The organism is Streptomyces zhihengii, assembly GCF_016919245.1.
In the GTDB taxonomy this organism is placed as follows: Bacteria; Actinomycetota; Actinomycetes; order Streptomycetales; family Streptomycetaceae; genus Streptomyces; species Streptomyces zhihengii.
Genome location: NZ_JAFEJA010000002.1, coordinates 127,415 through 149,650 on the forward strand (window position 1 = coordinate 127,415; position 22,236 = coordinate 149,650).

At 74.0% G+C, this 22,236-nt stretch carries 23 protein-coding genes and 7 tRNA genes; 17 read left to right on the forward strand and 13 right to left on the reverse strand.

Annotated elements, in window-relative coordinates:
* Positions 1 to 115: 115 nt before the first annotated feature.
* Complete coding sequence (locus tag JE024_RS28730) at positions 116 to 1,303, reverse strand: serine/threonine-protein kinase (RefSeq protein ID WP_244883250.1); 1,188 nt, start codon at positions 1,301 to 1,303, stop codon at positions 116 to 118.
* Between the two features lie 230 nt (positions 1,304 to 1,533).
* On the opposite strand from JE024_RS28730, the gene JE024_RS28735 reads away from it, so the two are divergent.
* From JE024_RS28735 to JE024_RS28750, 4 genes are all read left to right on the forward strand, one after another.
* Complete coding sequence (locus tag JE024_RS28735; RefSeq protein ID WP_205376888.1) at positions 1,534 to 1,776, forward strand: DUF8836 family protein; 243 nt, start codon at positions 1,534 to 1,536, stop codon at positions 1,774 to 1,776.
* 208 nt (positions 1,777 to 1,984) lie between these two features.
* The gene (locus tag JE024_RS28740) at positions 1,985 to 2,167 is read left to right on the forward strand and encodes a hypothetical protein (protein WP_205376889.1); all 183 of its coding nucleotides are present in this window, start codon (positions 1,985 to 1,987) and stop codon (positions 2,165 to 2,167) included.
* 304 nt (positions 2,168 to 2,471) lie between these two features.
* Positions 2,472 to 3,449 (forward strand): phosphotransferase family protein, encoded by a 978-nt coding sequence (locus JE024_RS28745; RefSeq protein WP_205378408.1) that lies wholly within the window; start codon positions 2,472 to 2,474, stop codon positions 3,447 to 3,449.
* A 66-nt stretch (positions 3,450 to 3,515) separates the two neighbouring features.
* Positions 3,516 to 3,797 carry a TFIIB-type zinc ribbon-containing protein gene (locus tag JE024_RS28750; protein WP_205376890.1) on the forward strand — a complete coding sequence of 94 codons (282 nt, stop codon included), beginning with the start codon at positions 3,516 to 3,518 and terminating at the stop codon, positions 3,795 to 3,797.
* A gap of 55 nt (positions 3,798 to 3,852) precedes the next feature.
* Here the strand turns inward: JE024_RS28750 and JE024_RS28755 are convergent.
* The 5 genes from JE024_RS28755 to JE024_RS28775 all read right to left on the reverse strand — a co-directional run bounded on the left by JE024_RS28755 (position 3,853) and on the right by JE024_RS28775 (position 4,306).
* A tRNA-Val gene (locus tag JE024_RS28755) sits at positions 3,853 to 3,927 on the reverse strand.
* A gap of 30 nt (positions 3,928 to 3,957) precedes the next feature.
* Positions 3,958 to 4,029, reverse strand: a tRNA-Val gene (locus JE024_RS28760).
* A 19-nt stretch (positions 4,030 to 4,048) separates the two neighbouring features.
* Positions 4,049 to 4,120, reverse strand: a tRNA-Val gene (locus JE024_RS28765).
* Between the two features lies 1 nt (position 4,121).
* Positions 4,122 to 4,195, reverse strand: a tRNA-Cys gene (locus JE024_RS28770).
* A gap of 38 nt (positions 4,196 to 4,233) precedes the next feature.
* Positions 4,234 to 4,306 (reverse strand) — tRNA-Gly (locus JE024_RS28775).
* A gap of 167 nt (positions 4,307 to 4,473) precedes the next feature.
* Here JE024_RS28775 and JE024_RS28780 point away from each other — a divergent pair.
* From JE024_RS28780 to JE024_RS28790, 3 genes are all read left to right on the forward strand, one after another.
* Positions 4,474 to 5,532 carry a chorismate-binding protein gene (locus JE024_RS28780; protein ID WP_205376891.1) on the forward strand — a complete coding sequence of 353 codons (1,059 nt, stop codon included), beginning with the start codon at positions 4,474 to 4,476 and terminating at the stop codon, positions 5,530 to 5,532.
* A complete protein-coding gene (locus JE024_RS28785) occupies positions 5,529 to 6,353 on the forward strand; it encodes an aminotransferase class IV (RefSeq protein ID WP_205376892.1) in 825 nt (274 codons plus the stop codon). Before JE024_RS28780 ends, JE024_RS28785 begins: the two co-directional genes overlap by 4 nt.
* A 161-nt stretch (positions 6,354 to 6,514) precedes the next feature.
* Positions 6,515 to 7,351: a GNAT family N-acetyltransferase gene (locus JE024_RS28790; protein ID WP_205376893.1), complete on the forward strand. Its 837-nt coding sequence runs from the start codon at positions 6,515 to 6,517 to the stop codon at positions 7,349 to 7,351.
* A gap of 20 nt (positions 7,352 to 7,371) precedes the next feature.
* Here the strand turns inward: JE024_RS28790 and JE024_RS28795 are convergent, their stop codons facing one another.
* Entirely contained in the window at positions 7,372 to 7,887 is a 516-nt protein-coding gene (locus JE024_RS28795) for a DsbA family protein (RefSeq protein WP_205376894.1), read from the reverse strand.
* Between the two features lie 167 nt (positions 7,888 to 8,054).
* Between JE024_RS28795 and JE024_RS28800 the strand changes: the two genes are divergently transcribed.
* Positions 8,055 to 8,504 carry a hypothetical protein gene (locus tag JE024_RS28800; RefSeq protein WP_205376895.1) on the forward strand — a complete coding sequence of 150 codons (450 nt, stop codon included), beginning with the start codon at positions 8,055 to 8,057 and terminating at the stop codon, positions 8,502 to 8,504.
* Positions 8,505 to 8,580: 76 nt separating this feature from the next.
* On the opposite strand, the gene JE024_RS28805 is transcribed toward JE024_RS28800, so the two are convergent.
* A complete protein-coding gene (locus tag JE024_RS28805; RefSeq protein WP_205376896.1) occupies positions 8,581 to 9,417 on the reverse strand; it encodes an arylamine N-acetyltransferase family protein in 837 nt (278 codons plus the stop codon).
* 189 nt (positions 9,418 to 9,606) lie between these two features.
* Between JE024_RS28805 and JE024_RS28810 the strand changes: the two genes are divergently transcribed.
* Positions 9,607 to 9,759: a hypothetical protein gene (locus JE024_RS28810; protein WP_205376897.1), complete on the forward strand. Its 153-nt coding sequence runs from the start codon at positions 9,607 to 9,609 to the stop codon at positions 9,757 to 9,759.
* A 21-nt stretch (positions 9,760 to 9,780) separates the two neighbouring features.
* Here JE024_RS28810 and JE024_RS28815 read toward each other — a convergent pair whose 3' ends face one another.
* Complete coding sequence (locus tag JE024_RS28815; protein ID WP_205376898.1) at positions 9,781 to 10,338, reverse strand: CGNR zinc finger domain-containing protein; 558 nt, start codon at positions 10,336 to 10,338, stop codon at positions 9,781 to 9,783.
* A 193-nt stretch (positions 10,339 to 10,531) separates the two neighbouring features.
* Positions 10,532 to 10,945, reverse strand: a complete 414-nt coding sequence (locus tag JE024_RS28820) for an SsgA family sporulation/cell division regulator (protein ID WP_003959770.1) — start codon at positions 10,943 to 10,945, stop codon at positions 10,532 to 10,534.
* 200 nt (positions 10,946 to 11,145) lie between these two features.
* Here JE024_RS28820 and JE024_RS28825 point away from each other — a divergent pair, with 200 nt between their 5' ends.
* Both JE024_RS28825 and JE024_RS28830 read left to right on the forward strand, forming a co-directional pair.
* Positions 11,146 to 11,634: a TIGR02611 family protein gene (locus tag JE024_RS28825; protein ID WP_205376899.1), complete on the forward strand. Its 489-nt coding sequence runs from the start codon at positions 11,146 to 11,148 to the stop codon at positions 11,632 to 11,634.
* A 51-nt stretch (positions 11,635 to 11,685) separates the two neighbouring features.
* Positions 11,686 to 11,757 (forward strand) — tRNA-Val (locus tag JE024_RS28830).
* A gap of 49 nt (positions 11,758 to 11,806) precedes the next feature.
* Here the strand turns inward: JE024_RS28830 and JE024_RS28835 are convergent.
* The gene (locus JE024_RS28835; protein ID WP_205376900.1) at positions 11,807 to 14,305 is read right to left on the reverse strand and encodes an SCO7613 C-terminal domain-containing membrane protein; all 2,499 of its coding nucleotides are present in this window, start codon (positions 14,303 to 14,305) and stop codon (positions 11,807 to 11,809) included.
* A gap of 103 nt (positions 14,306 to 14,408) precedes the next feature.
* Between JE024_RS28835 and JE024_RS28840 the strand changes: the two genes are divergently transcribed.
* Positions 14,409 to 14,855, forward strand: coding sequence for an SRPBCC family protein (locus JE024_RS28840; RefSeq protein WP_205376901.1), 447 nt, complete (start codon positions 14,409 to 14,411; stop codon positions 14,853 to 14,855).
* Between the two features lie 39 nt (positions 14,856 to 14,894).
* Positions 14,895 to 14,966, forward strand: a tRNA-Val gene (locus JE024_RS28845).
* 71 nt (positions 14,967 to 15,037) lie between these two features.
* Here the strand turns inward: JE024_RS28845 and JE024_RS28850 are convergent.
* Positions 15,038 to 15,763: a 3'-5' exonuclease gene (locus tag JE024_RS28850; RefSeq protein ID WP_205376902.1), complete on the reverse strand. Its 726-nt coding sequence runs from the start codon at positions 15,761 to 15,763 to the stop codon at positions 15,038 to 15,040.
* Between the two features lie 122 nt (positions 15,764 to 15,885).
* Here JE024_RS28850 and JE024_RS28855 point away from each other — a divergent pair, with 122 nt between their 5' ends.
* The 4 genes from JE024_RS28855 (at position 15,886) to JE024_RS28870 (ending at position 20,442) form a co-directional block, all read left to right on the forward strand.
* Positions 15,886 to 16,452, forward strand: a complete 567-nt coding sequence (locus JE024_RS28855; RefSeq protein WP_205376903.1) for a DUF4365 domain-containing protein — start codon at positions 15,886 to 15,888, stop codon at positions 16,450 to 16,452.
* The gene (locus JE024_RS28860; RefSeq protein ID WP_372449880.1) at positions 16,452 to 17,687 is read left to right on the forward strand and encodes a hypothetical protein; all 1,236 of its coding nucleotides are present in this window, start codon (positions 16,452 to 16,454) and stop codon (positions 17,685 to 17,687) included. Before JE024_RS28855 ends, JE024_RS28860 begins: the two co-directional genes overlap by 1 nt.
* Positions 17,688 to 17,818: 131 nt before the next feature.
* Positions 17,819 to 19,795 (forward strand): threonine--tRNA ligase, encoded by a 1,977-nt coding sequence (gene thrS, locus JE024_RS28865; RefSeq protein WP_205376904.1) that lies wholly within the window; start codon positions 17,819 to 17,821, stop codon positions 19,793 to 19,795.
* Positions 19,796 to 19,884: 89 nt separating this feature from the next.
* The gene (locus JE024_RS28870; RefSeq protein WP_205376905.1) at positions 19,885 to 20,442 is read left to right on the forward strand and encodes an HIT family protein; all 558 of its coding nucleotides are present in this window, start codon (positions 19,885 to 19,887) and stop codon (positions 20,440 to 20,442) included.
* Positions 20,443 to 20,506: 64 nt separating this feature from the next.
* On the opposite strand, the gene JE024_RS28875 is transcribed toward JE024_RS28870, so the two are convergent.
* Positions 20,507 to 22,171 carry an AbeC-like domain-containing protein gene (locus JE024_RS28875; RefSeq protein WP_205376906.1) on the reverse strand — a complete coding sequence of 555 codons (1,665 nt, stop codon included), beginning with the start codon at positions 22,169 to 22,171 and terminating at the stop codon, positions 20,507 to 20,509.
* Positions 22,172 to 22,236 lie beyond the last annotated feature (65 nt).

Genomic DNA, 22,236 nt, shown 5'->3' on the forward strand with positions numbered 1-22,236 from the left:
GCCCGACCACCGCGGGGACGGGACGGGCCGGGCGGCCTACCACCGCGGGGACGGGCCGGGTGCCCGACCACCGCGCCGCGACGGGCGGCGGGCAGCCGCACGCGCCGGGGCGGCCCTACAGCTTCTGCGCCGCCGCGATCCCCAGCGCCACGATCAGGGTCACCACGAAGAAGACCACGATCCGCTGGCGCAGCAGCCGCGGATTGGCGGGCCGGCGGCCCGTCGACGAGGCAGGGCCGGAGCGGGTGCCCGGACGGGTGCCGCTCCGCCGCCCGTTGGTCGGCCCGGTGGCCCGCGGCTGCTGCGGCCGCGACCCGCCACCCGTACGCGAGGGGGACTGGGGCCGGGGCCCCGAGGACCCGCCGGTGCGCCGCTCCGCGGGCTCGGTGCGCTCCGTGCGCTCGGTGTAGCGGGCCGTCGGACGGCTCAGCTCGGCGCGCTCCCGGTCCCGCTGGGCCGGGGGACGGGGGTCGTGCAGACCCTGTGCCTCCCTGGCGGCGATCTCCTTCAGCCGCATGGAGAGCTGGAGCGTGCTCGGCCGCTCCTCGGGGTCCTTCGCCAGGCACGCGGCCACCAGCGGCGCGAGCGCGTCGTGCACCCCGTGGAGCTGGGGCTCCTCGTGCACCACCCGGTAGAGCATGACCTCGGAACTGCCGTGCCCGAAGGGCGAGTCGCCCATCGCCGCGTACGCCAGCGTCGCGCCGAGCGCGAAGACGTCCGTCGCCGGGGTGACCGCCGCGCCGCGCACCTGCTCGGGGGCGAGGAAGCCGGGCGAGCCGACCGCGGTCCCCACATGGGTGAGGGTGCTCGCGCCGGTGGCCCAGGCGATGCCGAAGTCGATGATGCGGGGGCCCTTGGGCGAGAGCAGGATGTTCGACGGCTTCAGGTCCCGGTGCACCACACCGGCCTCGTGGACGGCGACCAGGCCCTCCGAGAGCGCGGCGCCGATCGCGGCCGTGTCGGAGGCCCGCAGCGGGCCCTCCTCGACCACCTTGTCGTGCAGCGAGGGGCCGGGGACGTACTGCGTCGCGAACCACGGACGGTCCGCCTCCAGGTCCGCGGCGACCAGCCGGGCGGTACAGCCGCCGCGGATGCGCCGGGCCGCCGAGACCTCCCGCGCGAAACGCGAACGGAACTCCTGGTCCTCGGCGAGGTCCGGCCGGATGACCTTCAGCGCCACCCGCTGGCCCCGCCGGTCCGAGCCCAGGTAGACGACGCCCATGCCGCCCGCCCCGAGCCGCCGGTGCAGCCTGAACGAGCCGACGGTACGCGGGTCCTCGCGCCGGAGCCGCATCATCGCCATCGTCCGTCCCCTACCTCGGTGGGAGGTCCCACCCCGCTGCGCGGTCATCGGTCTGACGTGCCACAGCTTACGTATCCCCGCGCGTGTGCGCTCATAGGCCGCGCCCTCGCGCTCGGATGGATTGTCAGTGCCGGGTGGGAGACTTGAGGAGTGGTCAGCAGAGCCCCGGTCCGGCGCCGTTGATCCGGCGCCGGATCTCAACGATCAGTCGCAGAAGGGGGATTGGATCGGTGAAGGGTGACCGTGTGGAGATAGTGGTCGACGCGGGCGACACGACGCGCACCTACGAAGTGGTGGCGAGCCGGGCGGGCCGCAGGGTGGAGACGGCGGTCCGGCGCGGGGTGGTCGAAGTGAGCGAAGTCACGAGGTCCGGCTCGGTCGTGCGCACGGCGCGGTTCATGGCGACCAGGGTCCTGGCCCTGGTCGAACAGCCCGTCGACCGCGAGGACGACCCCGAGGACGTGCGGCCTTAAGGGATGACCCGGGGCCCCAGGGCCGCGTCTCCACCCAGGGGAGTACGCCACGGGGGCGGGGCTCATCCTCCGGGAGGCCCGGTAATCGGTACGCGGGCATGACGTCCCGGGCCTCCCGGATCCCTAGTGTTGAGGTCAAGCGGCGGGTGCAGTACTCGTCCCCCGAGGTCGGACACCCGCCGCTGCCAACCACGACAGGAGAGGGACCATGGCGGACACCGCATCGCGCAAGGCATATGCCGGTTTCGGCGTCCGTCCGTCCGGCACCCGGCACCCGCTGGTGGCCACGGCCATGGTCCTTCCCCTCGCGGCACTGCTGGTGGTCGTCTTCGGCGGCTGGGAGGCAGTGGTCACACAGGCGTCGTCCGTAGGCGTGATGCTGGGGCGCTGAGAAGCGCCCCGGACCCGGAAGAGCGGTCCGGGTCGGGGACATCCGGCCAACAACCCCGTGGGGACGGGGGTGCGGCGGACGGCAGCGTTTGGCCGGTCAGCTGGGGAGCTGACCGGCCATCGCGCATTCCCGGGCACGGCCGTGGGCTCCTCGCCCGCCGCGCCCGCCACCCGTGTCCGCCGTCCGCCGCCGGCGCCCCGCACCGCCCGCGAGGGCGCTTGCGCCGGTCCGGCCCGCACCGTCCCCGGGGGCCCGCCCGCCGTGTGCGCCGCCCCGGACGGGCGGGTGGCGCGGTTACGCTCGCCTGGTGACCGCCCCCCTCGTACGGCACCTCACCGAGGTGGCCAAGGCCGCCGCCCACCCCTCCCAGTCGAGCTGCCCGGCCTGCGGCCAGGGTGCCGTGACCCTCGCGGACCGGCCCGACGGCACCGTCGTACGACACGGCGACGCGGTCGCCAAGGCCCACGCCACCGGCACCGACCCGGGCGCCCACGCGCTGCGGATCGCCGTCGCCGCCCATCCCGCCCTCGCCGGCGTCCTGCTGCCGCCGCTCCCGCTCCCGCTCCCGCCCCCGGCCGCCGCGGACGCCGGGGCGCGCCCGTGCAGTGCCTGGCCGTACGGCAGCCCCGTCGACCCCCGCGCCCCCGACGCCGCCCCCTGGGAGGAGACCGCCGTCCTGCTCGCCCGGCTGCACCGGGTCGACGCGGGCGTCCTGCCGGGCCCGCTGCCGCCGATGCGGGGCCCGCTGAAGGCGGCGGCCGCGGTGGCCAGGATGGAGGACGCCGTCCCCGGCCATCCGGCGGCCGCAGGGGTGCGCCGCGCCTGGCGGGGGCTGCCCGGCTGGGCCCGCGGCGAGGGCGACGCGCGCCGTCACCGGATCCTGTGCCACGGCGACTTCCACCTCGGGCAGCTCGTGCGCCATCCCGTCCCCGACGGCCCCTGGCTGCTGATCGACGTGGACGACCTCGGCATCGGCGACCCGGCGTGGGACCTCGCACGCCCCGCGGCCTGGTTCGCGGCGGGCATCCTGCCGCCGCCGGTCTGGCGGCGCTTCCTGGGCGCGTACACGGCCGCCGGCGGGCCCGCCGTGCCGGACGCCGACGACCCCTGGCCCCAACTCGACGTCCCCGCACGGGCGCTGACCGTCCAGACCGCGGCGCTCGCGCTGGCGAAGTCGGCGGCCGAGGGACGCCAACCGGACGATGTGGAACAGGCGGTGATCGACGCCTGTACCCGAATCGGGACACTCTCACCCGAGTTGGAGTGCGACACCCCGTCGTAGGGTGAGGACCGGGCCGCCGGGCGTGCGTCCGGCGACGTCGAACCCACGGCGAGAGGCTGAGCTGAGATGCAGTGTCCGAAGTGCCACGCGGCGATGCACACGTACAACCGCAACGGTGTCCAGATCGAGCAGTGCAGCGGCTGCCGGGGCATATTCCTGGACTACGGGGAGCTGGAGTCGCTGACCCGCCTGGAGTCTCAGTGGGCGCAGCAGGCGCCGCCCCCGCAGGCGTACCCCGCGGCCCCCGCCCCCGCCGCGCCCGCCTGGGGCGCCCAGCACCACGGCGGTCACCACGGCCACCACGGTCACCACCAGCGCGGCTTCGGCCGGATGCTGTTCTCCTCCTGACACGGCGCCCGCCACACGCCGAAGCCCCCGGCCGCAAGGGCCGGGGGCTTCGAGGTGGTGCGCGATACTGGGATTGAACCAGTGACCTCTTCCGTGTCAGGGAAGCGCTCTCCCGCTGAGCTAATCGCGCAGGTCAGACCTGCGGATACCGCGTACTGCGTGCGCGATACTGGGATTGAACCAGTGACCTCTTCCGTGTCAGGGAAGCGCTCTCCCGCTGAGCTAATCGCGCGGGGATCCTTGCGGACCAGTGGACGATACTGGGATTGAACCAGTGACCTCTTCCGTGTCAGGGAAGCGCTCTCCCGCTGAGCTAATCGTCCTTGGAGGTGGAGACGGGATTTGAACCCGTGTAGACGGCTTTGCAGGCCGTTGCCTCGCCTCTCGGCCACTCCACCCGGAGTGCGGGGGTCGGGAAAAGATCCCCCGATTCTCGAGCGGACGACGAGATTCGAACTCGCGACCCTCACCTTGGCAAGGTGATGCTCTACCAACTGAGCCACGTCCGCCTGTCGTTTCCGTTCCGCTTGCGCGTCCCGGCGACGTGTTGAACTCTAGCGGATTCCCCGGCCAGGACAAAAACGCGTTTGTGCAGCGTGCTGAGGTATGGGCCCGTCGTGGCAGCTCACCTGCCGCATCTGAGCACCCGGCCGGTGCCGGTCCTACACTCGCAGACGTGCACGACCTCGCTCCTCTGGCCCGATTCGGCTCCCTCGTCGCCACCGATCTCCGGGATGTCACCAGCGACCCCGCCGCCCTCGACTCCGCCGGCTTCTGGGCCGTCTCCGCGGACTTCGAGGGGCGGCTGACCTGCGCGCGCTTCGGCGACGTGCGCACCGAGGCGGTGCCCGAGCCCGTCCCGGGACGCTGGCGCGGCCCCGCGGCCGAGGAGTGGACCAGCTCCCTCGACCGCGCCGCCTACACCGCGGGGGTGCGCCGGATCCGCGAGCACATCGCCGCCGGCGAGGTCTACCAGGCCAATCTGTGCCGGGTCCTGAGCGCCCCGCTGACCGGCCCCGGGGAGCACGACGTCGACGAGCTGACCGCGCTGCTGGCCCGCGGCAACCCGGCCCCCTACGCAGGAACGATCCGGCTGCCCGCGCACGGCGTGGAGATCGCCACCGCGTCGCCCGAGCTGTTCCTGCGCCGCACCGGCGACACCGTGGAGTCCGGCCCCATCAAGGGGACCGGCCGCACCGCCGCCGACCTGCTGGAGAAGGACCACGCCGAGAACGTGATGATCGTGGACCTGGTCCGCAACGACCTCGGCCGGGTCTGCGCCACCGGCACCGTGACCGTGCCCTCCCTGTGTGCCGTCGAGCCCCACCCGGGGCTCGTCCACCTCGTCTCCACCGTCCGCGGCGAACTCGCCCCCGGCGCCGGATGGGCGCGGCTGCTGGCGGCCGCCTTCCCGCCCGGCTCGGTCACCGGAGCCCCCAAGTCCAGCGCCCTCGGGATCATCGACGCGCTGGAGACCGCCCCGCGCGGCCCGTACTGCGGCGGTATCGGCTGGGTCGACGCCGACCGCGGGACCGCCGAGCTCGCCGTCGGCATACGCACCTTCTGGATCGACCGCAGCGCCCCCGGCGGCCCGCTGCTGCGCTTCGGCACCGGCGCCGGCATCACCTGGGGCTCGGACCCCGACCGGGAGTGGGCGGAGACCGAGCTGAAGGCGGCGAGGCTGCTCGCGGTAGCGTCGGGCGCGTACCAGGCGAGCGGAAGGACTGCGGGATGAAGCTGTGGGTCAACGGCGGGCTCAAGGACGTCGAGGAGGCCCGGGTGTCGGTCCTCGACCACGGGATGACCGTGGGCGACGGCATCTTCGAGACGGTCAAGGCGGCCCACGGGCAGCCGTTCGCGCTCACCCGCCACCTCGACCGGCTCACCCGCTCCGCCGACGGCCTCGGCCTGCCTGCGCCGGACCACGACGAGATCCGCCGGGCCTGCGCCGCCGTGCTGGAGGCCAACCCGATGCCCCTCGGGCGGCTGCGGATCACGTACACCGGCGGACTCTCCCCGCTCGGCTCCGACCGGGGCACCGACGGACCCACGCTGGTCGTCGCCCTCGGCGGGACCACCCGCCGCCCCGACACCACCGCGGTGATCACCGTCCCCTGGACCCGCAACGAACGCGGCGCGCTCACCGGCCTGAAGACCACGTCCTACGCGGAGAACGTGGTCGCGCTCGCCCGGGCCCACGACAACGGCGCCTCCGAGGCGCTGTTCGCCAACACCGTCGGCCGGCTCTGCGAGGGCACCGGGTCCAACGTGTTCGTCGTCGTGGACGGCGAACTCCACACCCCGCCGGTCTCCTCCGGCTGCCTCGCCGGCATCACCCGGGCGCTGACCGTCGAGTGGACCGGGGCCCGGGAGACCGACCTGCCGCTCGACGTGCTGGACCGCGCCGAGGAGATCTTCCTGACCTCCACCCTGCGCGACGTCCAGGCGGTCGTCCGGGTCGACGGCCGGCAGCTCCCCGCGGAACCGGGCCCCGTGACGGCCAAGGCCATGCGCGTCTTCGCCGAGCGCTCCGCCGCGGACCCGGACCCCCGCTAGCCGCCGTACACCCGCCGGCCGCCGGACCCCCGCTAGCCGCCGGACCCCCGCTAGCCGCCGGACCCCCGCTAGCCGCCGGACCCGGCCGGCCCACCGGGGGTCCCGCACCCGCTGCCGGAAAACCCGTGCCGGACGGCCGCGGGACAGGTAGAAAGTCCTCGATGACCACTACCCTGCGGCCGACCGGGCCGATCCAGCGGGACGGGCAGGGCGCCACCGCCCGCACCTTCGACGTGTGCGTCAACGGCCGCCGCGTGGGCGCCGTGGAGCTGGCCGCCTCCCTCGTGGGCGGCCGCCCCGTCGGCCACATCAGGTCGCTGCTCGTCGACGAGCCGGACCGGGGCCGCGGCCGCGGCACGGTCGCCGCGCTCGCCGCGGAGGAGGTGCTCCGCGGCTGGGACTGCACCGAGGTGCGCGCGGCGGTCCCGGCCGGCGCCGACCGGGTGCTGGGCTGGGCCACCGGCCTCGGCTACACCGAGCGCGGCCGCAACATGGACAAGGAGACGGCCGCGCCGCCCCCGCCCGCCCCGGGCCTCACGGCGCGCCCCATGGACGAGGCCGAGTTCGCCGAGTGGCGGGTCCACGCGGTGCGGCACTTCGCACAGGACTGGATCGACCGCGGGGTGCCCGAGAGCGAGGCCGTCGCCCGCTCCGAGGAGGTCCACGAACGGCTCCTGCCCGACGGCCTCGCCACCGCCGGGGTCCACATCCACCGGCTGCTCGCCGGCGGCACCCCGGTCGGCCACGTCTGGGTGGCGGAGCACGAGGTGCGCCCCGGCGAGCGGGGCGCGTACGTCTTCGACGTCGAGGTGGCGGAGGCCCACCGGGGCCGGGGCCACGGGCGGGCCCTGATGCTGCACGCCGAACGGATCGCCCACGGGGACGGCCTGCCGCTGATCGGCCTGCACGTCTTCGCGGGCAACACCACCGCGCTGCGCCTCTACGAGTCCCTCGGCTACCGCACCACGTTCCGCAACGTCGCCAAGCGGCTGCTGTAGGCGGCCCGCGGGCGCCGGCGCTACGCCTCCTCGGACAGCAGCCGGTCGACGATCTCCTCGATCCGCCCGCGCAGCCCGTCCTGGCTCGTGCCCCCGTCCAGGCGCTCCCCGCCGACGACATACGTCGGCGTGCCCGTCACCCCGATCGCCTTGCCCTCGGCCTGGTCGGCGTCGACGGCGAGGATGTGCCGCCCGTCGATCAGCGCGGTGTCGAACTCCTCGGCGTCCAGGCCCAGTTCGCCGGCCGTCTCCACCAGGACCTGCTCGCCCCGGGCGGTCAGCTCGCCGACCCGGGCGAGCACCGCCTCGGTGTACTCCCAGCCGCGGCCCTGCTCGGCGGCCTCCTCGGCCGCCTGCGCGGCGGCGAAGGCGTGCTTGTGCTTCTCGAGGGGGAAGTGCCGCAGCCGCAGTTCCAGACGGTCGCCGTACCGCTCGCGCAGGGCGCGGACGTCGTCCAGCGCGGTGCGGCAGTCGGGGCACTGGAGCTCGCACCAGACGTCGACGACGACCGGGCGCGGGGAGGAGGAGTCGTTCATACGGCCAGTCTTCCAGCCGCGCCCGTGCTCCCGCGACGGGGACCTGAGGAGGAGAACGGCCCCGGAGATCTCCCTGAGATCGCCCGCTCCGTGGCCTCCTCCCGCCGCGACGGTGCAGGATGGAGGGGAACGTCACACCTTGTGCCCGCCAGAGCCTGGAGGACCGGATGCTTGCCGAGACCATTTGTTCCGCGGTGTCCGCGGCGGGCCTGGGCATCGCCGCGATCACGGCGTACCGCAGGCGGTTCCTCGCCGCGACCCGGATCGCGGCCTACTCGCTGGTGCCCGTCGGCCTGGTGCTGACCGGCGCGGTGGAGTGGGCCGTGAACACCGCCTTCAGCCCGTCCGCCTGGGTCGGCTTCGGTCTGCTCGGCGGTGCGTGGCTGCTCTTCATGACCACCCGTATCGTCGAACGCCGCTCCGGCGGCACCCGCCAGAGCCGCAAGGAGCGCAAGGCGGCGGCCGCCGCCGGGGGCGAGGCCGTGGCCCCCGCCGCGTCGGCCCCGTCCCTGGGCGCGGCACGCCCCGCCGCCGCGCCCCGCTCGCAGAAGGCGGCCGACACCGGGGCGGACGACTTCAGCGACATCGAGGCGATCCTCAAGAAGCACGGCATCTGAGACGCGGCATCTGAGACGCGGCATACGCGGCGCCTGGGGCGCGGCGCCGAGAAGCACGGCGCCCGGGGCCGGGCGGCTACGACAGCAGCTTCATGTCCGCCGGCGCGACGATGCCGAAGGCGTCCGCCAGCAGCGCGCGGGCCTCCTCGTCGGTGTCGATCAGCCGCTCGGTGACGTCTCCGTCGTCACGGGTCTCGGTGTACCGCCGGTCGTCCAGGCCCCGGTGCACCCCGGGCCGGGTGCACTGGGCGTAGAGCCGCCTGCTGAACGGCGAGCGCGGATTGGTGCCCACGTGCCAGTTGGCCACCTCGAAGTCCGGCGCCGCGAAGGGCTCGACGGTGAAGGCGTACTGGTTCTCCCAGCTCTCCCCGCCCCCGGCGCCCGTCATCGCCTGGAGCACCCACAGGTCGAGCGGGCCCTCGTGGGGCGCGTGGACGAAGCGGTGCCTGCGCGGCCCGGACCGGAACTCGCCGCCGGTGACCAGCGGCACGGCCTCCAGCAGCCCGCCCACGACACCGAAGCCCGCGTCGGCCAGCCACCGGTGCTCCTCGCCCGCCACGTCCACCAGCAGCGTCATATGGGTACGGGGCCGGCTCTCGGGGGAGTCCGCCCCGAGGACCACCCGCGCCATCAGGGGCGTCACCCGGAATCCGAGCGCCCTCAGGGCGAGCGCGAGCAGCGTGTTCTGCTCGTAGCAGTACCCGCCGCGGCTGCCGTGCACCAGCTTGGCGACGACATCGGCGGGCTCCAGCGAGGGGGCCCGCCCCCGCAGCGGGTCGAGGTTCTCGAAGGGGATCGCGTGGACGTGGGCGCTGCACACCTCCCGCAGTGTCGCGGCGTCCGGTGCGCGCCCCGCGCGCAGGCCGATGCGGGTGAGGTAGCGGTCGAGTGCGAAGGCCGGGTCGGCGGACATGCCGTCCACCGTAGGTCGCGCCACCGTGCCGGCGCAGCGGTCCACGGTCCCGGTCGAACTGGTCCCCGAGACCTGGTCCCCACGGGTGCCCCGACCCGGGAGGGACACCACAAAATATGGTGAACTGCCCTGCCTTCGGAGCGTGTTGCCCGATCATGGTGCGGCGGGCTGCGTCATCATCTCCCCGAGATGCTCGATACCTCACGGGGGCAGCCCCCCGCACCGACCCAGGAGCCGCGCGGCTGTCTGTTCGCGCTCTCCCAGCCGCCCCTGATGATCTTCCTCGCCGTGATCGGCGTGCTGCTGCTCATGGCCGCCGTGCACGATCTGTTCGTGCTGTGACGCGGGCCCCCGGGGCGCCGGTCAGCCGGCCGCTTCCCGGCGCCGCGCCCGGTAGGCGGCCACGTGCAGCCGGTTCCCGCAGGTGCGGCTGTCGCAGTAGCGGCGCGAGCGGTTGCGGGAGAGGTCGACGAAGGCGCGCCCGCAGTCCGGCGCCTCGCACCGGCGCAGCCGCTCCTGCTCGCCCTGGACCACGATGAACGCGAGGGCCATCCCGCAGTCGGCGGCCAGGTGGTCGGCGACCGAGGCCCCGGGGGCGAAGTAGTGCACATGCCAGTCGTAGCCGTCGTGGTCGGTGAGCTGCGGGGTCGTGCCCGCCGCGGCCACCAGGTCGTTGATCAGCCGCGCCGCGGTGCGTCCGTCGGAGGCGGCGAAGATCTCCCCGAACCGGTCGCGCACGGCGTGGAGCGCCCTGAGGTCGCGCGCCCCCAGCTCGCCCACGTCGCTGACATGGTGCTTGCGCACGAACGCGCCGAGTGCCTCGACGTCCGGAAGTCCGTCCTGACGGCCGTCTTCCGGTGCGGTGTTCACCAGATCGACGACGGCGTCGAGGGCGGTACGGGTGTCGTGGGGAATCAGCACGATTCGCTCCCTGGCCTGCCGCGGGCCGGTGCCCGCCGAATTGCGCCGACTCTAGCGGTTCGTGCCCGGAGCGCAGCAGCGCCGTCGCACGCGGTGGATTCCGCGACGACGGCGCCGATTGCGACCTGTATGTGATTGTCCGCGCGGCGCCGTCTCCCCGAGACGGACGGCGCCGTGCGGCACTGCGCCTGGCTCAGCTTTCGGCCAGGATGTGCGAGAGCTCCGTGTCGAGATCGAAATGCCGGTGTTCGGTGCCGGGCGGCACCGCGGCATCCGTCCTCTTCAGGAACGATTCCAGAGCCCGCGCCGGGGCTTCGAGCAGGGCCTCGCCCTCCGGAGAGCTGAGCGCGATGCAGACGACGCCCTGGCCGTGGCTGCGGGACGGCCAGACACGGACGTCGCCCGTGCCGGTGGGGCGATGGAGCCCCTCGGCGAGCAGGTCGCGGGCGAAGACCCATTCGACCGTCTCTTCGGCTCCGGTGTGGAAGGTGGCGTGCACGGCGTAGGGATCGGCCGTGTCGTACCGCAGGCCCGCGGGTACAGGCAGTGATGACTCGCTCGAAACAACGAGGCGCAGGTGCAGCTCGCAGCTGACCGTGGTGTTCATAAGCGCCAGGGCCTTTCGCTCAGTGTGCGCTCGGGGATTCGCACGTCGGCGAAATCGACATGCCACCTACGGTGCCGTTGTAAACCCCTCTGACCGTTTTGTGATCCTTCAGGTCCCTCGTACGGCGGCGTATTACTTTGCGTAATACGGCCATTCCGGTGACAGCTCGGAATGACGCGTCATCGGGTAGGTTGGGCGTTATGCATGCGGAGAGTGACGAGCGGGCGAAGGCGGTCGCCGCGACGGCGACCGGGCCCGTGACGGGGGACGTGACCGGGCCGGCGGTGGCGCCGGTGCCGGACGACGGCGAGGGGGAGCGGCTGCTGGGGTCCAGGGCCCCGCACTTCATCAAGCGTTCGCGGACGCTGCACATCAGCTGGCAGGTCGGCGTCTTCGTCGTCGGCCTCGCGGTCGTGGGGGCGGGCGTCGCGATGCTCGTGCTCCCGGGCCCGGGCTGGGTCGTGATCTTCGGCGGCATGGCGATCTGGGCGACCGAGTTCGTCTGGGCCCAGCTCGTCCTGCGCTGGACCAAGCGCAAGGTCACCGAGGCCGCCCAGCGGGCGCTCGACCCGAGGGTGCGCCGGCGGAACATCATCCTGACCACCGTCGGACTGGTGATCGTCGCCGTGCTCTGCGGGATCTACCTCTGGAAGTTCGGGCTGGTCATGCCCTGGAGCATCGACGAGTGACGAAGTGGTCCGGGGCAGCCGCTGACATGGGGTAATGTTTCCCCTGCGCCCGGGCGATTAGCTCAGTGGGAGAGCGCTTCGTTCACACCGAAGAGGTCACTGGTTCGAACCCAGTATCGCCCACCCGGACCGAAGGCCCCGAGGACATCCGTCCTCGGGGCCTTCGGCGTTCTCAGCGCATCCGGCCCAGGCCCTCCCGCAGCCGCCGCGCGTCGCGCAGCCGCTGCTCGTACGTCGCGCCCGTCGCCAGCAGCAGCACACCGGCCGCGGCCGGCGGGATCCACCGGGGGAGCGCGCCGACGACCTGCGCCACGTACGGGGCCAGCTCATGGAGCGCCACCAGGGCCAGCACCGTCCCGCCGAGCACCAGCGGGGCCTGGAGCCGCCCCTTCGCGCCCGCCAGCGTCACCGCGAGCGCCGCCAGGCCCAGCAGCAGCGGCCGCAGCCAGTGGGTGTCGCCGAAGGTCCACAGCAGGCTCGGCACCAGGGTGACCGCCAGCCCCGGCCCGTACGCCGTCCAGGACGAGGTCCCGGGGTCGCGGCGGCGGCGCAGCGCGCCGACGGCCAGCGCGGGCACCGACACCGGCAGCGTGTACGCCTCCGGCGAGGTCACGTCCCACGCCAGGAGCCGCGTCCAGGCCGCGAGCACCAGGAGCACCGCCGCCAGGTGCCCGGCGGCCGGCCGGCGCTCGGCCCGCAGCGCGGTGGCCGCCGCGATCACCCCGCACAGCCCGAGCACCAGCGAGAGCGGCCCGGGGCGGCCGGCGGCGAGCACCAGGGCGATCAGGGCCGCCAGGCCCGACACCGCCTCCACCGGCAGGGCCACCGGATGACGCCCCAGCCGGGCGCCGACGGCCGCGGCGGCCGCCGGGACGGCGAGGAGGAACAGCGCCGCCTGGTGCGCCGGCAGCCCGGAGGCCGCCGCCGCGGCGCCGACCAGGCCCGTGGCCGCCAGCGTCGCGGCGCAGGCGGCCACCGCCGGGCGCACCGTCCCGCCGGCCCGCAGCGCGACCGCGGCCAGTGCCGCCGTCAGCACCCCGAGCACGGTGAACGTCGCCGGGCGGGTCGCCAGCGACAGCAGCGCCACGCTCACCGACGCCGTCAGGCCGTACACCAGGGCCACCACCGGCACCGCCGAGGCCGGGGCCGGCCGGTGCGCCGCCCACGCCAGCAGCCCGAGCGCCGTGACGAGCTGCCAGGCCACGGTGAGCGTCCAGGGGACGTCGGCCACGGCCGGCACCACCAGCAGGGCCGCCCAGGCGAGCCCCGCCGCGACACAGACCGCCGCCCGCCGCAGCCGGCCGGCCGCCTCGGCCCCGGCCACCGGCAGGGGCAGCGCCCCGGGACGGAACGCCGCCACCGCCGCGGTCGCCGCCAGCACCGCCAGGACCACCGGCGTGGCCCACAGCGAGGACAGCGGCCACTCGACCGGCAGCGCCTCGCGCGCTCCGGAGGGAGCGCCCTCCCACACACCGGCCGGCCAGGAGGCCGGACCCACCAGGGAGAGCAGCACCAGCGGGACCGCCGAGAGGGCCGAGACCGCCTGGACGGTGCCGGCCGCCACGGCCAGCCCCCGGCGCACGCCCGCCGGCAGCTCCGTCCGCAGCACCAGGAGCAGGGCCGTGCCGCACAGCAGGTAGCCGAGCACGCCCCACCCCGGCGGCACCGCGGCGCGGACCGCGCCGCCCACCGCCGCCACCCCGGACACGCCCGCCACCAGGGCGGCCGCCACGGCGACCGCGGGGGCGCGCCACGCCCACCACAGGGCCAGGGCGGCTCCCGCGAGCAGCAGCACACCCGGCAGGACGGCCTCGGCCGGCGAACCGGCGGCCACCGAACGCTGGAGACCGGTCAGCAGCGCGCCGCCCCCGGTGACCGCCGCCGCGACCCCGGCGATCCCGCGCAGCACGGCCGGCCGCGCCCGCAGCGCCGCCACCACGTCCAGGGCGGCCGTCGCCAGCAGCGCCCACGCCACGTCGGGCGTGCCCGGCACGTCGGACAGCGCCCAGAGCGGCAGGGCGAGCTGGGCGGTGAGCACGGCCGCCGGCAGCGGGGTGGACAGCCGGGGCAGCAGCAGGCCGTGCGCCGACCAGAGGGCGGAGAGCAGCGTCGCGGCCACCGCCGTGTACAGGACGCCGTCGGCGCCGGGGAACGCCACCCGGTGCAGGGCGTACGCGTCGAGCACGGTCAGCACCAGCGCCACCACGCCCACCGCCTCCGCCGTCGCGCGCAGACCGCGGCGGAGCAGGGCGGCCGGTGCGGCGAGGGCGGCGACCGTGACGGCGCCGAGCACCGCCGAGCGGCCGCCGATCCCCATCTGCCCCCAGCTCACCAGGGTGAACGCGACGGCGGCCACCGCCAGCAGCAGCCCGCCGAGCACCAGCAGCAGGTTCTGCACACCGGGCCCCGAGGTCTCGGCGCCGCGCTCCGGCGGGGCGGGCCAGGCACCGGCCGGCGGGGCGCCGGCCGGCTTCGGCGGAGCGGGCGGGGATCCGGCGGTCCAGGCACCGGCGGGCGGGGCCGGCGGGCTCGCGGGCACGGCGCCCGCGCCCCGCAGGGCGGCCAGCAGCCAGGACCGCCGGGCCAGCAACTGGGCCCGGCGGGCGTCCAGTCGGCGCAGCTCACTGTCGAGGATCGCCAGTTCCTCGGCGGGCGGTGGGACGTAGGTCATGGCCGCAGTGTGGCGGCGGCCACACCCCGCGGACATGGGCGCGGGTACTCACCTCCGCGCTGAGTACACCCCCGCCGCACCGCCCCGGGCGCAGACTGGGGGCATGGACTGGTGCCGCTACCGCTTCCGCAGCGTCTGGGAACTGCCCGCCGCGCCCGACGCGGTCTTCCGGGTGCTGGAGCGCGCCGAGGACTACCCGCGCTGGTGGCCCCAGGTCCGCGAAGTCACCCCGGCGTCGGCGGAGTCGGGCACCGCGCGGTTCCGCTCGTTCCTCCCGTACGACCTGCGGGTCACCGTCCGCGCGCGGCGGCGCGACCCGGTCGCCCGGGTGCTGGAGATCTCCATGGAGGGGGATCTCGTGGGGTGGTCGCGCTGGAGCCTCACCGCCGCGGGCGACGGCACCCGGGCGCTCTACGAGCAGGAGGTGGAGGTGCGCAGACCCTTGATGCGCCGCCTCGCGCTGCCGTGCCGCCCGCTGTTCCGCGCCAACCACGCGGTGATGATGCGCGCCGGCCGCAAGGGGCTCGCCGCCCGCCTCGAAGCGGTTTGAACGAACGGCGCGACGACCTGTATGGTTCAGTCCGTTCCCGGGCGATTAGCTCAGTGGGAGAGCGCTTCGTTCACACCGAAGAGGTCACTGGTTCGAACCCAGTATCGCCCACCGGGAGAGGCCGGTCCGTCGACGACGGACCGGCCTTCCGCATTCCGGCGCGGTGTCGCGCCCGCCGTGCCTCACGCCGCCGCCGGCAGCTCCGGACGCAGCGGCCAGGACGGGTCCACGATCTCCGGCGTACCGCTGCGCGCGAACCACGCCTGGAGCCCGCGCGCCTGCGCCGCGTGCCACACCGCCTGGAGGGTGTGCAGCTCCGCCGCCGACAGCCGCTCCATCCGGGACGCGAACCGCCGGCCCACCGCCCGCACGACCTCCAGCGCCGCCACCGCGTCGACGGCGGCGTCGTGCGCCCCGTCGAGCACCACCTCGTACTGCTCGCACAGGTCCGTCAGGGTGCGCCTTCCCTTGCGGTAGCGGTCCAGATGCTTGTCCAGCACCCGCGGGTCCAGCACGCACAGCGGCGTGGCGCCCAGGTACCGGCCGAGCGACGACGCCCGGTGGCGGCGCAACTCCCGGTCCAGGATCGTCAGATCGAACGGCGCGTTCATCACGACCAGCGGCCGTGACGCCGCGCAGTGCTCGGCCAGCGAACGGGCTATCTCCTCCATCACCGGCGACGGCCAGCGGCCGTTGCGCTGGAGGTGATCGTCCGTCAGCCCGTGCACCTCGGTGGCGGCGGGCGGCACCGGGATCCCCGGATTCACCAGCCACCGGGTGATGCGCGGCCGTCCGCCGGGCGTGTCCTGGACGACGACGGCGGCGGACACGATCCGGTCCTCCTCGACGTCCACTCCGGTTGTCTCCGTGTCAAATGCGGCCAGCGGGCCGTCGAACCATTGCGTCATCCCCGAACTCCTCGCGCGTGCCTGGCAGATGGCGACAACCCCTGCCCGAACCGGTGATACCCGGACCGTTTGCGCCGTACGCCGCGCGGTGACAACACAGGTGACGGGGAAGGACATTCGACATGGCGCTCGCCCAGCCCGAACCGGGCGGGCTGCTGCCCCAGCGGAGCGTTCCGCTGCGGGGCGCACTCGCCACCACCGCCTGCATGGAGACCCTCCAGGTGGGCTATCTGCACGCGGTCGCCGCCGCGGCCGGCTGCTCGCTCTCCCAGCCGTTCCCGGACAACGGCATCGACTGGCACGTCAGCCACGGATCGCCCGCCCACACGGTCGACGACGAGGTGACCATCAAGGTGCAGCTCAAGTGCACCTACCAACTGCCGCCGCACCCGCGGGGACCGGCGTTCTCCTTCACCCTGGACAACGACCACCTGGTGAAGCTGGCCCGCACACCGGTCTCCGTCCACAAGATCCTGGTCGTCATGATCGTCCCGCGGAGCCGGGACGAATGGCTCCGCGCCGGGCACGACCGGCTCGACCTGCGGCACTGCTGCTACTGGACCAATCTGGCAGGCCACCCGGTGACGGGCAGACGCCGGACGACCGTACGCATCCCGACCGCGCGGATCTTCGACGACCGGGCGCTCTGCGAGATCATGACGCGCGTCGGGGCGGGAGGGAGACCCTGATGCACCGGTCCTTCGACGAGTACGCCCAGCCGCCCGACCCCCACCCGCTGTCCTGGACCGGCCACGCCGGACCGGACCCCTCCCAGGTCGACCCCGCGGTGCTCGGCGCACTCCTCGCCCGGCACGGCTGGTCCCGCCGCGGCGGGAGCGCGGGGCACTACTCCCGCTGGACCCCGCCCGGCCCCGCCGCTTCCGGCGGCAGCCTGCTGGTCCCCGTGAGCCGCGCCTTCCCCGACTGCGACGACCTCATCGGCGAGGCGCTCACCGCCCTCGCGCGCAGCGGGACACCCGCCGCGCGCGAGGTCCTCGTCTCCCTCACCGTGCCCAGCGACGAGATCCGCTGGTGGCGCGACATCCCCCACGAACCCGAGGGCACCGCCTCCTGGACGGCGCAGGAACAGCTCCGCTCCGCGGCGCGCCAGATGCTCCTCGCCGGCGCGCTCGCCGTCCGCGGCCGGGCCGGCTACTACGGCGCCCGGCACCGCAGGGCCGCCGCCGCAGGGCTCGCCGGAGTCCTGGTCGGCCCGGCGCCCGGCGGCCGGAGCCTGACCGCCTTCGTCCCCGTGCGGACCGGCCGCGCCCTCGCCGTACGGCTCTCCCACGCCCTCCAGGCGGCGCGCGAGGCGATCGACTACCAGCGGGCGGCCGGTGGGACCGAGGCCTTCGACGCGGCGGTCCGCGCCGGGGTCAGCCGGGAGCTCACCGAGGCGGTCGTCGCCCTGGTCCGGGGCACCGAGGGCGCGCGGGTCGCCCTGGAGTGGTCACCGGCGGCGGGCGTGCCCCAGGGCTGCGGGGCCCGGATGGAGCCGGTGGAGTTCTCCGCGGGGGACCTCCCCGCGCTGCGCGCCGCCGGAGCGCGCTACCTGCGCGACGAGCCCTCGGTGCCCGTGCAGCTCACCGGCACCGTGGTGCGCCTGCGCCGCTCCGGTCCCACCGGCCCCGGGACCGTGCGGCTGCGGGTGCTCGCGGGCGCGGACGTGCCGCATGTGCGCGTGGTCCTCGACGAGGAGGCGTACCGCACCGCGGGGCGGGCCCACCTCGACGGGCTGCCGGTGCGGGTGGCGGGACGGCTGGAGAGCCGGGGCGGCTTCCGGCGGCTGACCGGTGCGACGAGCCCCGTCCCGGTGCGGGTCGACGACGCCGAACGCGACCGGCTGATCAAGTCGCTCCGGGAGGGCGGCGACCTGCCCGCCGGGGCGGACGCGACCGGGGACGACGGCGCCGGCCCCGCCTGAGCGGGCCGCCCGGCGCCCCGCCGGGCCCGGGGCCCGCGACCGTTTCGCGGGCGGCCCCCCGGGCTCGGTACGATTCCTTACTGCGGTGTGCACCACGCACCCGCGCATCCGCCTTCAGTCAGGAGAGACCGGTGTCAGACGTCCGTGTGATCATCCAACGCGATTCCGAGCGGGAAGAGCGCGTGGTGACGACGGGCACGACGGCCGCCGAGCTCTTCCCCGGTGAGCGCACCGTCGTCGCCGCCCGCGTCGGGGGCGAGCTGAAGGACCTCGCCCACGAGGTCCGCGACGGCGATGAGGTCGAGCCCGTCGAGATCTCCTCCGAGGACGGCCTGAACATCCTGCGCCACTCCACCGCGCACGTCATGGCCCAGGCCGTGCAGGAGCTCTTCCCCGAGGCCAAGCTCGGCATCGGCCCGCCGGTCAAGGACGGCTTCTACTACGACTTCGACGTCGAGAAGCCGTTCACCCCCGAGGACCTCAAGGCCGTCGAGAAGAAGATGCAGGAGATCCAGAAGCGCGGCCAGCGCTTCTCGCGCCGTGTCGTCAGCGACGACGCCGCCCGCGAGGAGCTCGCCGACGAGCCGTACAAGCTGGAGCTCATCGGCCTCAAGGGCGCCGCCTCCCACGACGACGGCGCGGACGTCGAGGTCGGCGCCGGCGAGCTGACGATCTACGACAACCTCGACGCCAAGACCGGCGACCTGTGCTGGAAGGACCTCTGCCGCGGTCCCCACCTGCCCACCACCCGCGCCATCCCCGCGTTCAAGCTGATGCGCAACGCCGCCGCGTACTGGCGCGGCAGCGAGAAGAACCCGATGCTCCAGCGGATCTACGGCACCGCCTGGCCCTCGAAGGACGAGCTGAAGGCCCACCTGGACTTCCTCGCCGAGGCCGAGAAGCGCGACCACCGCAAGCTCGGCAACGAGCTGGACCTCTTCTCCGTCCCCGACGAGATCGGCTCCGGCCTCGCCGTCTTCCACCCCAAGGGCGGCATCATCCGCCGGGTCATGGAGGACTACTCGCGCACCCGGCACGAGGAGGAGGGCTACGAGTTCGTCTACACGCCCCACGCGACCAAGGGCGCGCTCTTCGAGAAGTCGGGCCACCTCGACTGGTACGCCGAGGGCATGTACCCGCCCATGCAGCTCGACCAGGGCGTGGACTACTACCTCAAGCCCATGAACTGCCCGATGCACAACCTGATCTTCGACGCGCGCGGCCGCTCCTACCGCGAACTGCCGCTGCGCCTCTTCGAGTTCGGGACGGTGTACCGGTACGAGAAGTCCGGCGTGGTGCACGGCCTCACCCGCGCCCGCGGCTTCACCCAGGACGACGCGCACATCTACTGCACCCGCGAGCAGATGGCCGACGAGCTCGACCGCACGCTCACCTTCGTGCTCAACCTGCTGCGCGACTACGGTCTGAACGACTTCTACCTGGAGCTGTCCACCAAGGACCCGGAGAAGTTCGTCGGCTCGGACGAGGCGTGGGAGGAGGCCACCGCCGTCCTCCAGCAGGTCGCCGAGAAGCAGGGACTGGAACTCGTCGCGGACCCGGGCGGCGCCGCCTTCTACGGTCCGAAGATCTCCGTGCAGGCGCGGGACGCCATCGGCCGCACCTGGCAGATGTCCACCGTGCAGCTCGACTTCAACCTGCCGGAGCGCTTCGACCTGGAGTACACCGGCCCCGACGGGAGCAAGCAGCGCCCGGTCATGATCCACCGCGCGCTGTTCGGCTCGATCGAGCGGTTCTTCGCGGTGCTGCTGGAGCACTACGCGGGCGCGATGCCGCCGTGGCTGGCGCCCGTCCAGGCGGTCGGCATCCCGATCGGCGACGCGCACGTCGAGTACCTCCAGGCCTTCGCGGCGGACGCGAAGAAGAAGGGCCTGCGGGTCGAGGTCGACGCCTCCTCGGACCGGATGCAGAAGAAGATCCGCAACCAGCAGAAGCAGAAGGTGCCCTTCATGGTCATCGTCGGCGACGACGACATGAACGCGGGCACGGTCTCCTTCCGCTACCGCGACGGCTCCCAGGAGAACGGCATCCCGCGCGAGGAGGCCCTGGCCAAGCTCGCCGACGTGGTGGAGCGCCGCGTCCAGGTGTGACGCGACCCCCTGCCCCGGGCGGGGGAGGACACGAGGGGCGGCCCCTTTCCGGGGCCGCCCCTCGCCGCGTCCCGCGGGACGCGGCGAATATGCTGGCACGCATGACGACTGAGCCGGAGCAGCAGATCGGAGTCGGGACGCCTGACGCGTTCCAGCGCCTGTGGACGCCCCACCGGATGGCGTACATCCAGGGTGAGAACAAGCCGACCGGCCCGGAGGCCGGCGACGGCTGTCCGTTCTGCTCGATCCCGTCGAAGTCGGACGAGGACGGCCTGATCGTCGCCCGCGGCGAGAGCGTCTACGCGGTGCTCAACCTGTACCCGTACAACGGCGGCCACCTCATGGTCGTCCCCTACCGGCACGTCGCCGACTACACCGAGCTGGACGACGCCGAGACGGCCGAGCTGGCCCGGCTGACCAAGCAGGCCATGGTGGCGCTGCGGGTGGCGTCCGGGGCGCACGGCTTCAACATCGGGCTGAACCAGGGCAGTGCGGCGGGCGCGGGCATCGCCGCGCACCTGCATCAGCACATCGTGCCCAGATGGGGCGGGGACACCAACTTCATGCCGGTGATCGGCGCCACCAAGGTGCTGCCCCAGCTCCTCGGCGACACCCGCCGGATGCTGTCCGACGCCTGGCCCCGCTGAGACCTCCCGCCGCACGCCGCGGGGGCCGGGAGGACATCCTCCCGGCCCCCGCGGCGTACGGGCACTACGCGTCGTAGACGTCGGCCCTGCCCGGCGACGGGTCCTGCACCGCGCCGCTGACCATCATCGAGCGGTTGCCGAAGCGCTCGGTGTCCACGCCGTTCTCCTGGAGCACCCGGATCGCGGCGGCGTGGGCCGCGCGCAGGACGGGTGTCGCGGCGCGCAGCGCGTCGTCGGCCATGAACCGGTGCCGCCACGGCTTGTCCGCCCACGCGTGGCGCAGGCCGAACGGCTCCGGCAGGACGAGCTTGCCGCCCAGGAAGTCCAGCAGCGGCGGGTACCAGGTGAGGGGCGCGCGCACGGCGAGGCGCACCACCTCGGGGGCGTCGATCAGCGGCAGCGTCCGGTCCACCGTCTCCCAGAAGCGGACGGTCTTGGCCACGGTGACCGTCTTGGGCTCGGGCTTGCTGGTGAACAGCGAGTGGACGGGGCCGAGGGCGTGGCCCGTGACCTCCACACGCAGGGTCTCGTGCAGCACGGTGACGGTGATCATCATGGTGATCACCAACTGGCCGTCCCAGAGCGTGAACTGGACGCCCAGGTAGTGCCGGTTGCCGCCGCCGAACTGCTGGTGGTTGCAGATCCGCTGGATCTCGTGGCCCTTGACCTGGAAGTTGTCGACCTCCTGGCCCTCGGGCCGGGCGACGGCGCCCGCGTTCTCGCCGACCGGGGAGACGATCCAGTGGCGGACGGACGGCTTGGGGAATCCGCCCGAGTTGAGCGGGCCGCGCTCCAGCAGCTTCAGCTTGTCGTGGATGGCCCGTATGACGTCCCAGCTCCGGAACTGGTTGATCTCCTTGCCGGGGTCCTTGGAGACCAGCTCCTCGGCCATCTGCCAGCTTCCCCAGCGGGTGCCCATGCCGAGTATGCCCTTGGGCCCGGCGTAGAAGACGACGTTGGAGTGCTGCTCGGCGGTGAGCTTGTGCAGGCCCTGGCGCAGTTGTTCGCGGGCGGTCTCGTTCGGGTTGCCGGGGACGGCCTCGGGGATCTTGGCGCCGACGCCGCCGCCGGACAGCAGGCTGTCCCAGCGCTCCCGCAGGTCACGGGCGGTGGACTCGCAGATCCGCTTGGCGAGCAGCCAGCCGACCACGGGCGCGACGATCATGCCGCGGATGTAGTAGCCCCAGAACCCGGAGAACGGCAGCTTCAGCAGCATGATCACCGCGAGCGCCCCGAGGCCGACGAGCAGCACGGTGCCGGCGGCGCCCGCGCGCTTGTTCTGGGCTCCGGCGAGGGTGCGGCGGAGCTGGAAGACGCCCATCCACAGCAGCAGTCCGGGCAGGAAGAGCAGCCCGCACAGCGCCATCACGACGGTGAGCCGGGTGTCCCGCTCCTTGCGGATGCGGGAGGCGGCGAGGCAGTGCTCCACCACCGCCTGCGGTTCGGTGCCGAAGGACTGGATCAGCCCCTTGCGCCCGCCGCCGAGCATCCTGACCTGGACCGCGCGGGAGAACGCCTCGCCGAGGTTGGGCTCGAAGAGGGAGAACTTGCCCTTCTTCACGTCCGACTTGTGCCAGTCGCTGTTGGCCTTGAGGATGTCGGCGACCGGGCTGTCCCGGTACGCGGCGGAGGCCAGCGCATGCGTGGCCGCGGTCTGTCCGGCCGACCCCGTGAGCGGGACCTGGGCCCCGGGTGAGAAATCGAATCCGTCTGTCACTACCGCCCCCATCGCCGCAAGCGTCCGCACTGCGGCCTGTTCCCAACTGCCGCGCCCCGCACACCTGGTGAGCTGGG

Coding starts and splice junctions, on each gene's coding strand:
- JE024_RS28810 (WP_205376897.1), top strand. CDS start 9,607: ATGCTCGATACCTCACGGGGGCAGCCCCCCGCACCGACCCAGGAGCCG.
- JE024_RS28795 (WP_205376894.1), bottom strand. CDS start 7,887: ATGAACGACTCCTCCTCCCCGCGCCCGGTCGTCGTCGACGTCTGGTGC.
- JE024_RS28740 (WP_205376889.1), top strand. CDS start 1,985: ATGGCGGACACCGCATCGCGCAAGGCATATGCCGGTTTCGGCGTCCGT.
- JE024_RS28785 (WP_205376892.1), top strand. CDS start 5,529: ATGAAGCTGTGGGTCAACGGCGGGCTCAAGGACGTCGAGGAGGCCCGG.
- JE024_RS28730 (WP_244883250.1), bottom strand. CDS start 1,303: ATGGCGATGATGCGGCTCCGGCGCGAGGACCCGCGTACCGTCGGCTCG.
- JE024_RS28835 (WP_205376900.1), bottom strand. CDS start 14,305: ATGACCTACGTCCCACCGCCCGCCGAGGAACTGGCGATCCTCGACAGT.
- JE024_RS28875 (WP_205376906.1), bottom strand. CDS start 22,171: ATGGGGGCGGTAGTGACAGACGGATTCGATTTCTCACCCGGGGCCCAG.
- JE024_RS28750 (WP_205376890.1), top strand. CDS start 3,516: ATGCAGTGTCCGAAGTGCCACGCGGCGATGCACACGTACAACCGCAAC.
- JE024_RS28850 (WP_205376902.1), bottom strand. CDS start 15,763: ATGACGCAATGGTTCGACGGCCCGCTGGCCGCATTTGACACGGAGACA.
- JE024_RS28790 (WP_205376893.1), top strand. CDS start 6,515: ATGACCACTACCCTGCGGCCGACCGGGCCGATCCAGCGGGACGGGCAG.
- JE024_RS28820 (WP_003959770.1), bottom strand. CDS start 10,945: ATGAACACCACGGTCAGCTGCGAGCTGCACCTGCGCCTCGTTGTTTCG.
- JE024_RS28800 (WP_205376895.1), top strand. CDS start 8,055: ATGCTTGCCGAGACCATTTGTTCCGCGGTGTCCGCGGCGGGCCTGGGC.
- JE024_RS28855 (WP_205376903.1), top strand. CDS start 15,886: ATGGCGCTCGCCCAGCCCGAACCGGGCGGGCTGCTGCCCCAGCGGAGC.
- JE024_RS28805 (WP_205376896.1), bottom strand. CDS start 9,417: ATGTCCGCCGACCCGGCCTTCGCACTCGACCGCTACCTCACCCGCATC.
- JE024_RS28840 (WP_205376901.1), top strand. CDS start 14,409: ATGGACTGGTGCCGCTACCGCTTCCGCAGCGTCTGGGAACTGCCCGCC.
- JE024_RS28825 (WP_205376899.1), top strand. CDS start 11,146: ATGCATGCGGAGAGTGACGAGCGGGCGAAGGCGGTCGCCGCGACGGCG.
- JE024_RS28860 (WP_372449880.1), top strand. CDS start 16,452: ATGCACCGGTCCTTCGACGAGTACGCCCAGCCGCCCGACCCCCACCCG.
- JE024_RS28870 (WP_205376905.1), top strand. CDS start 19,885: ATGCTGGCACGCATGACGACTGAGCCGGAGCAGCAGATCGGAGTCGGG.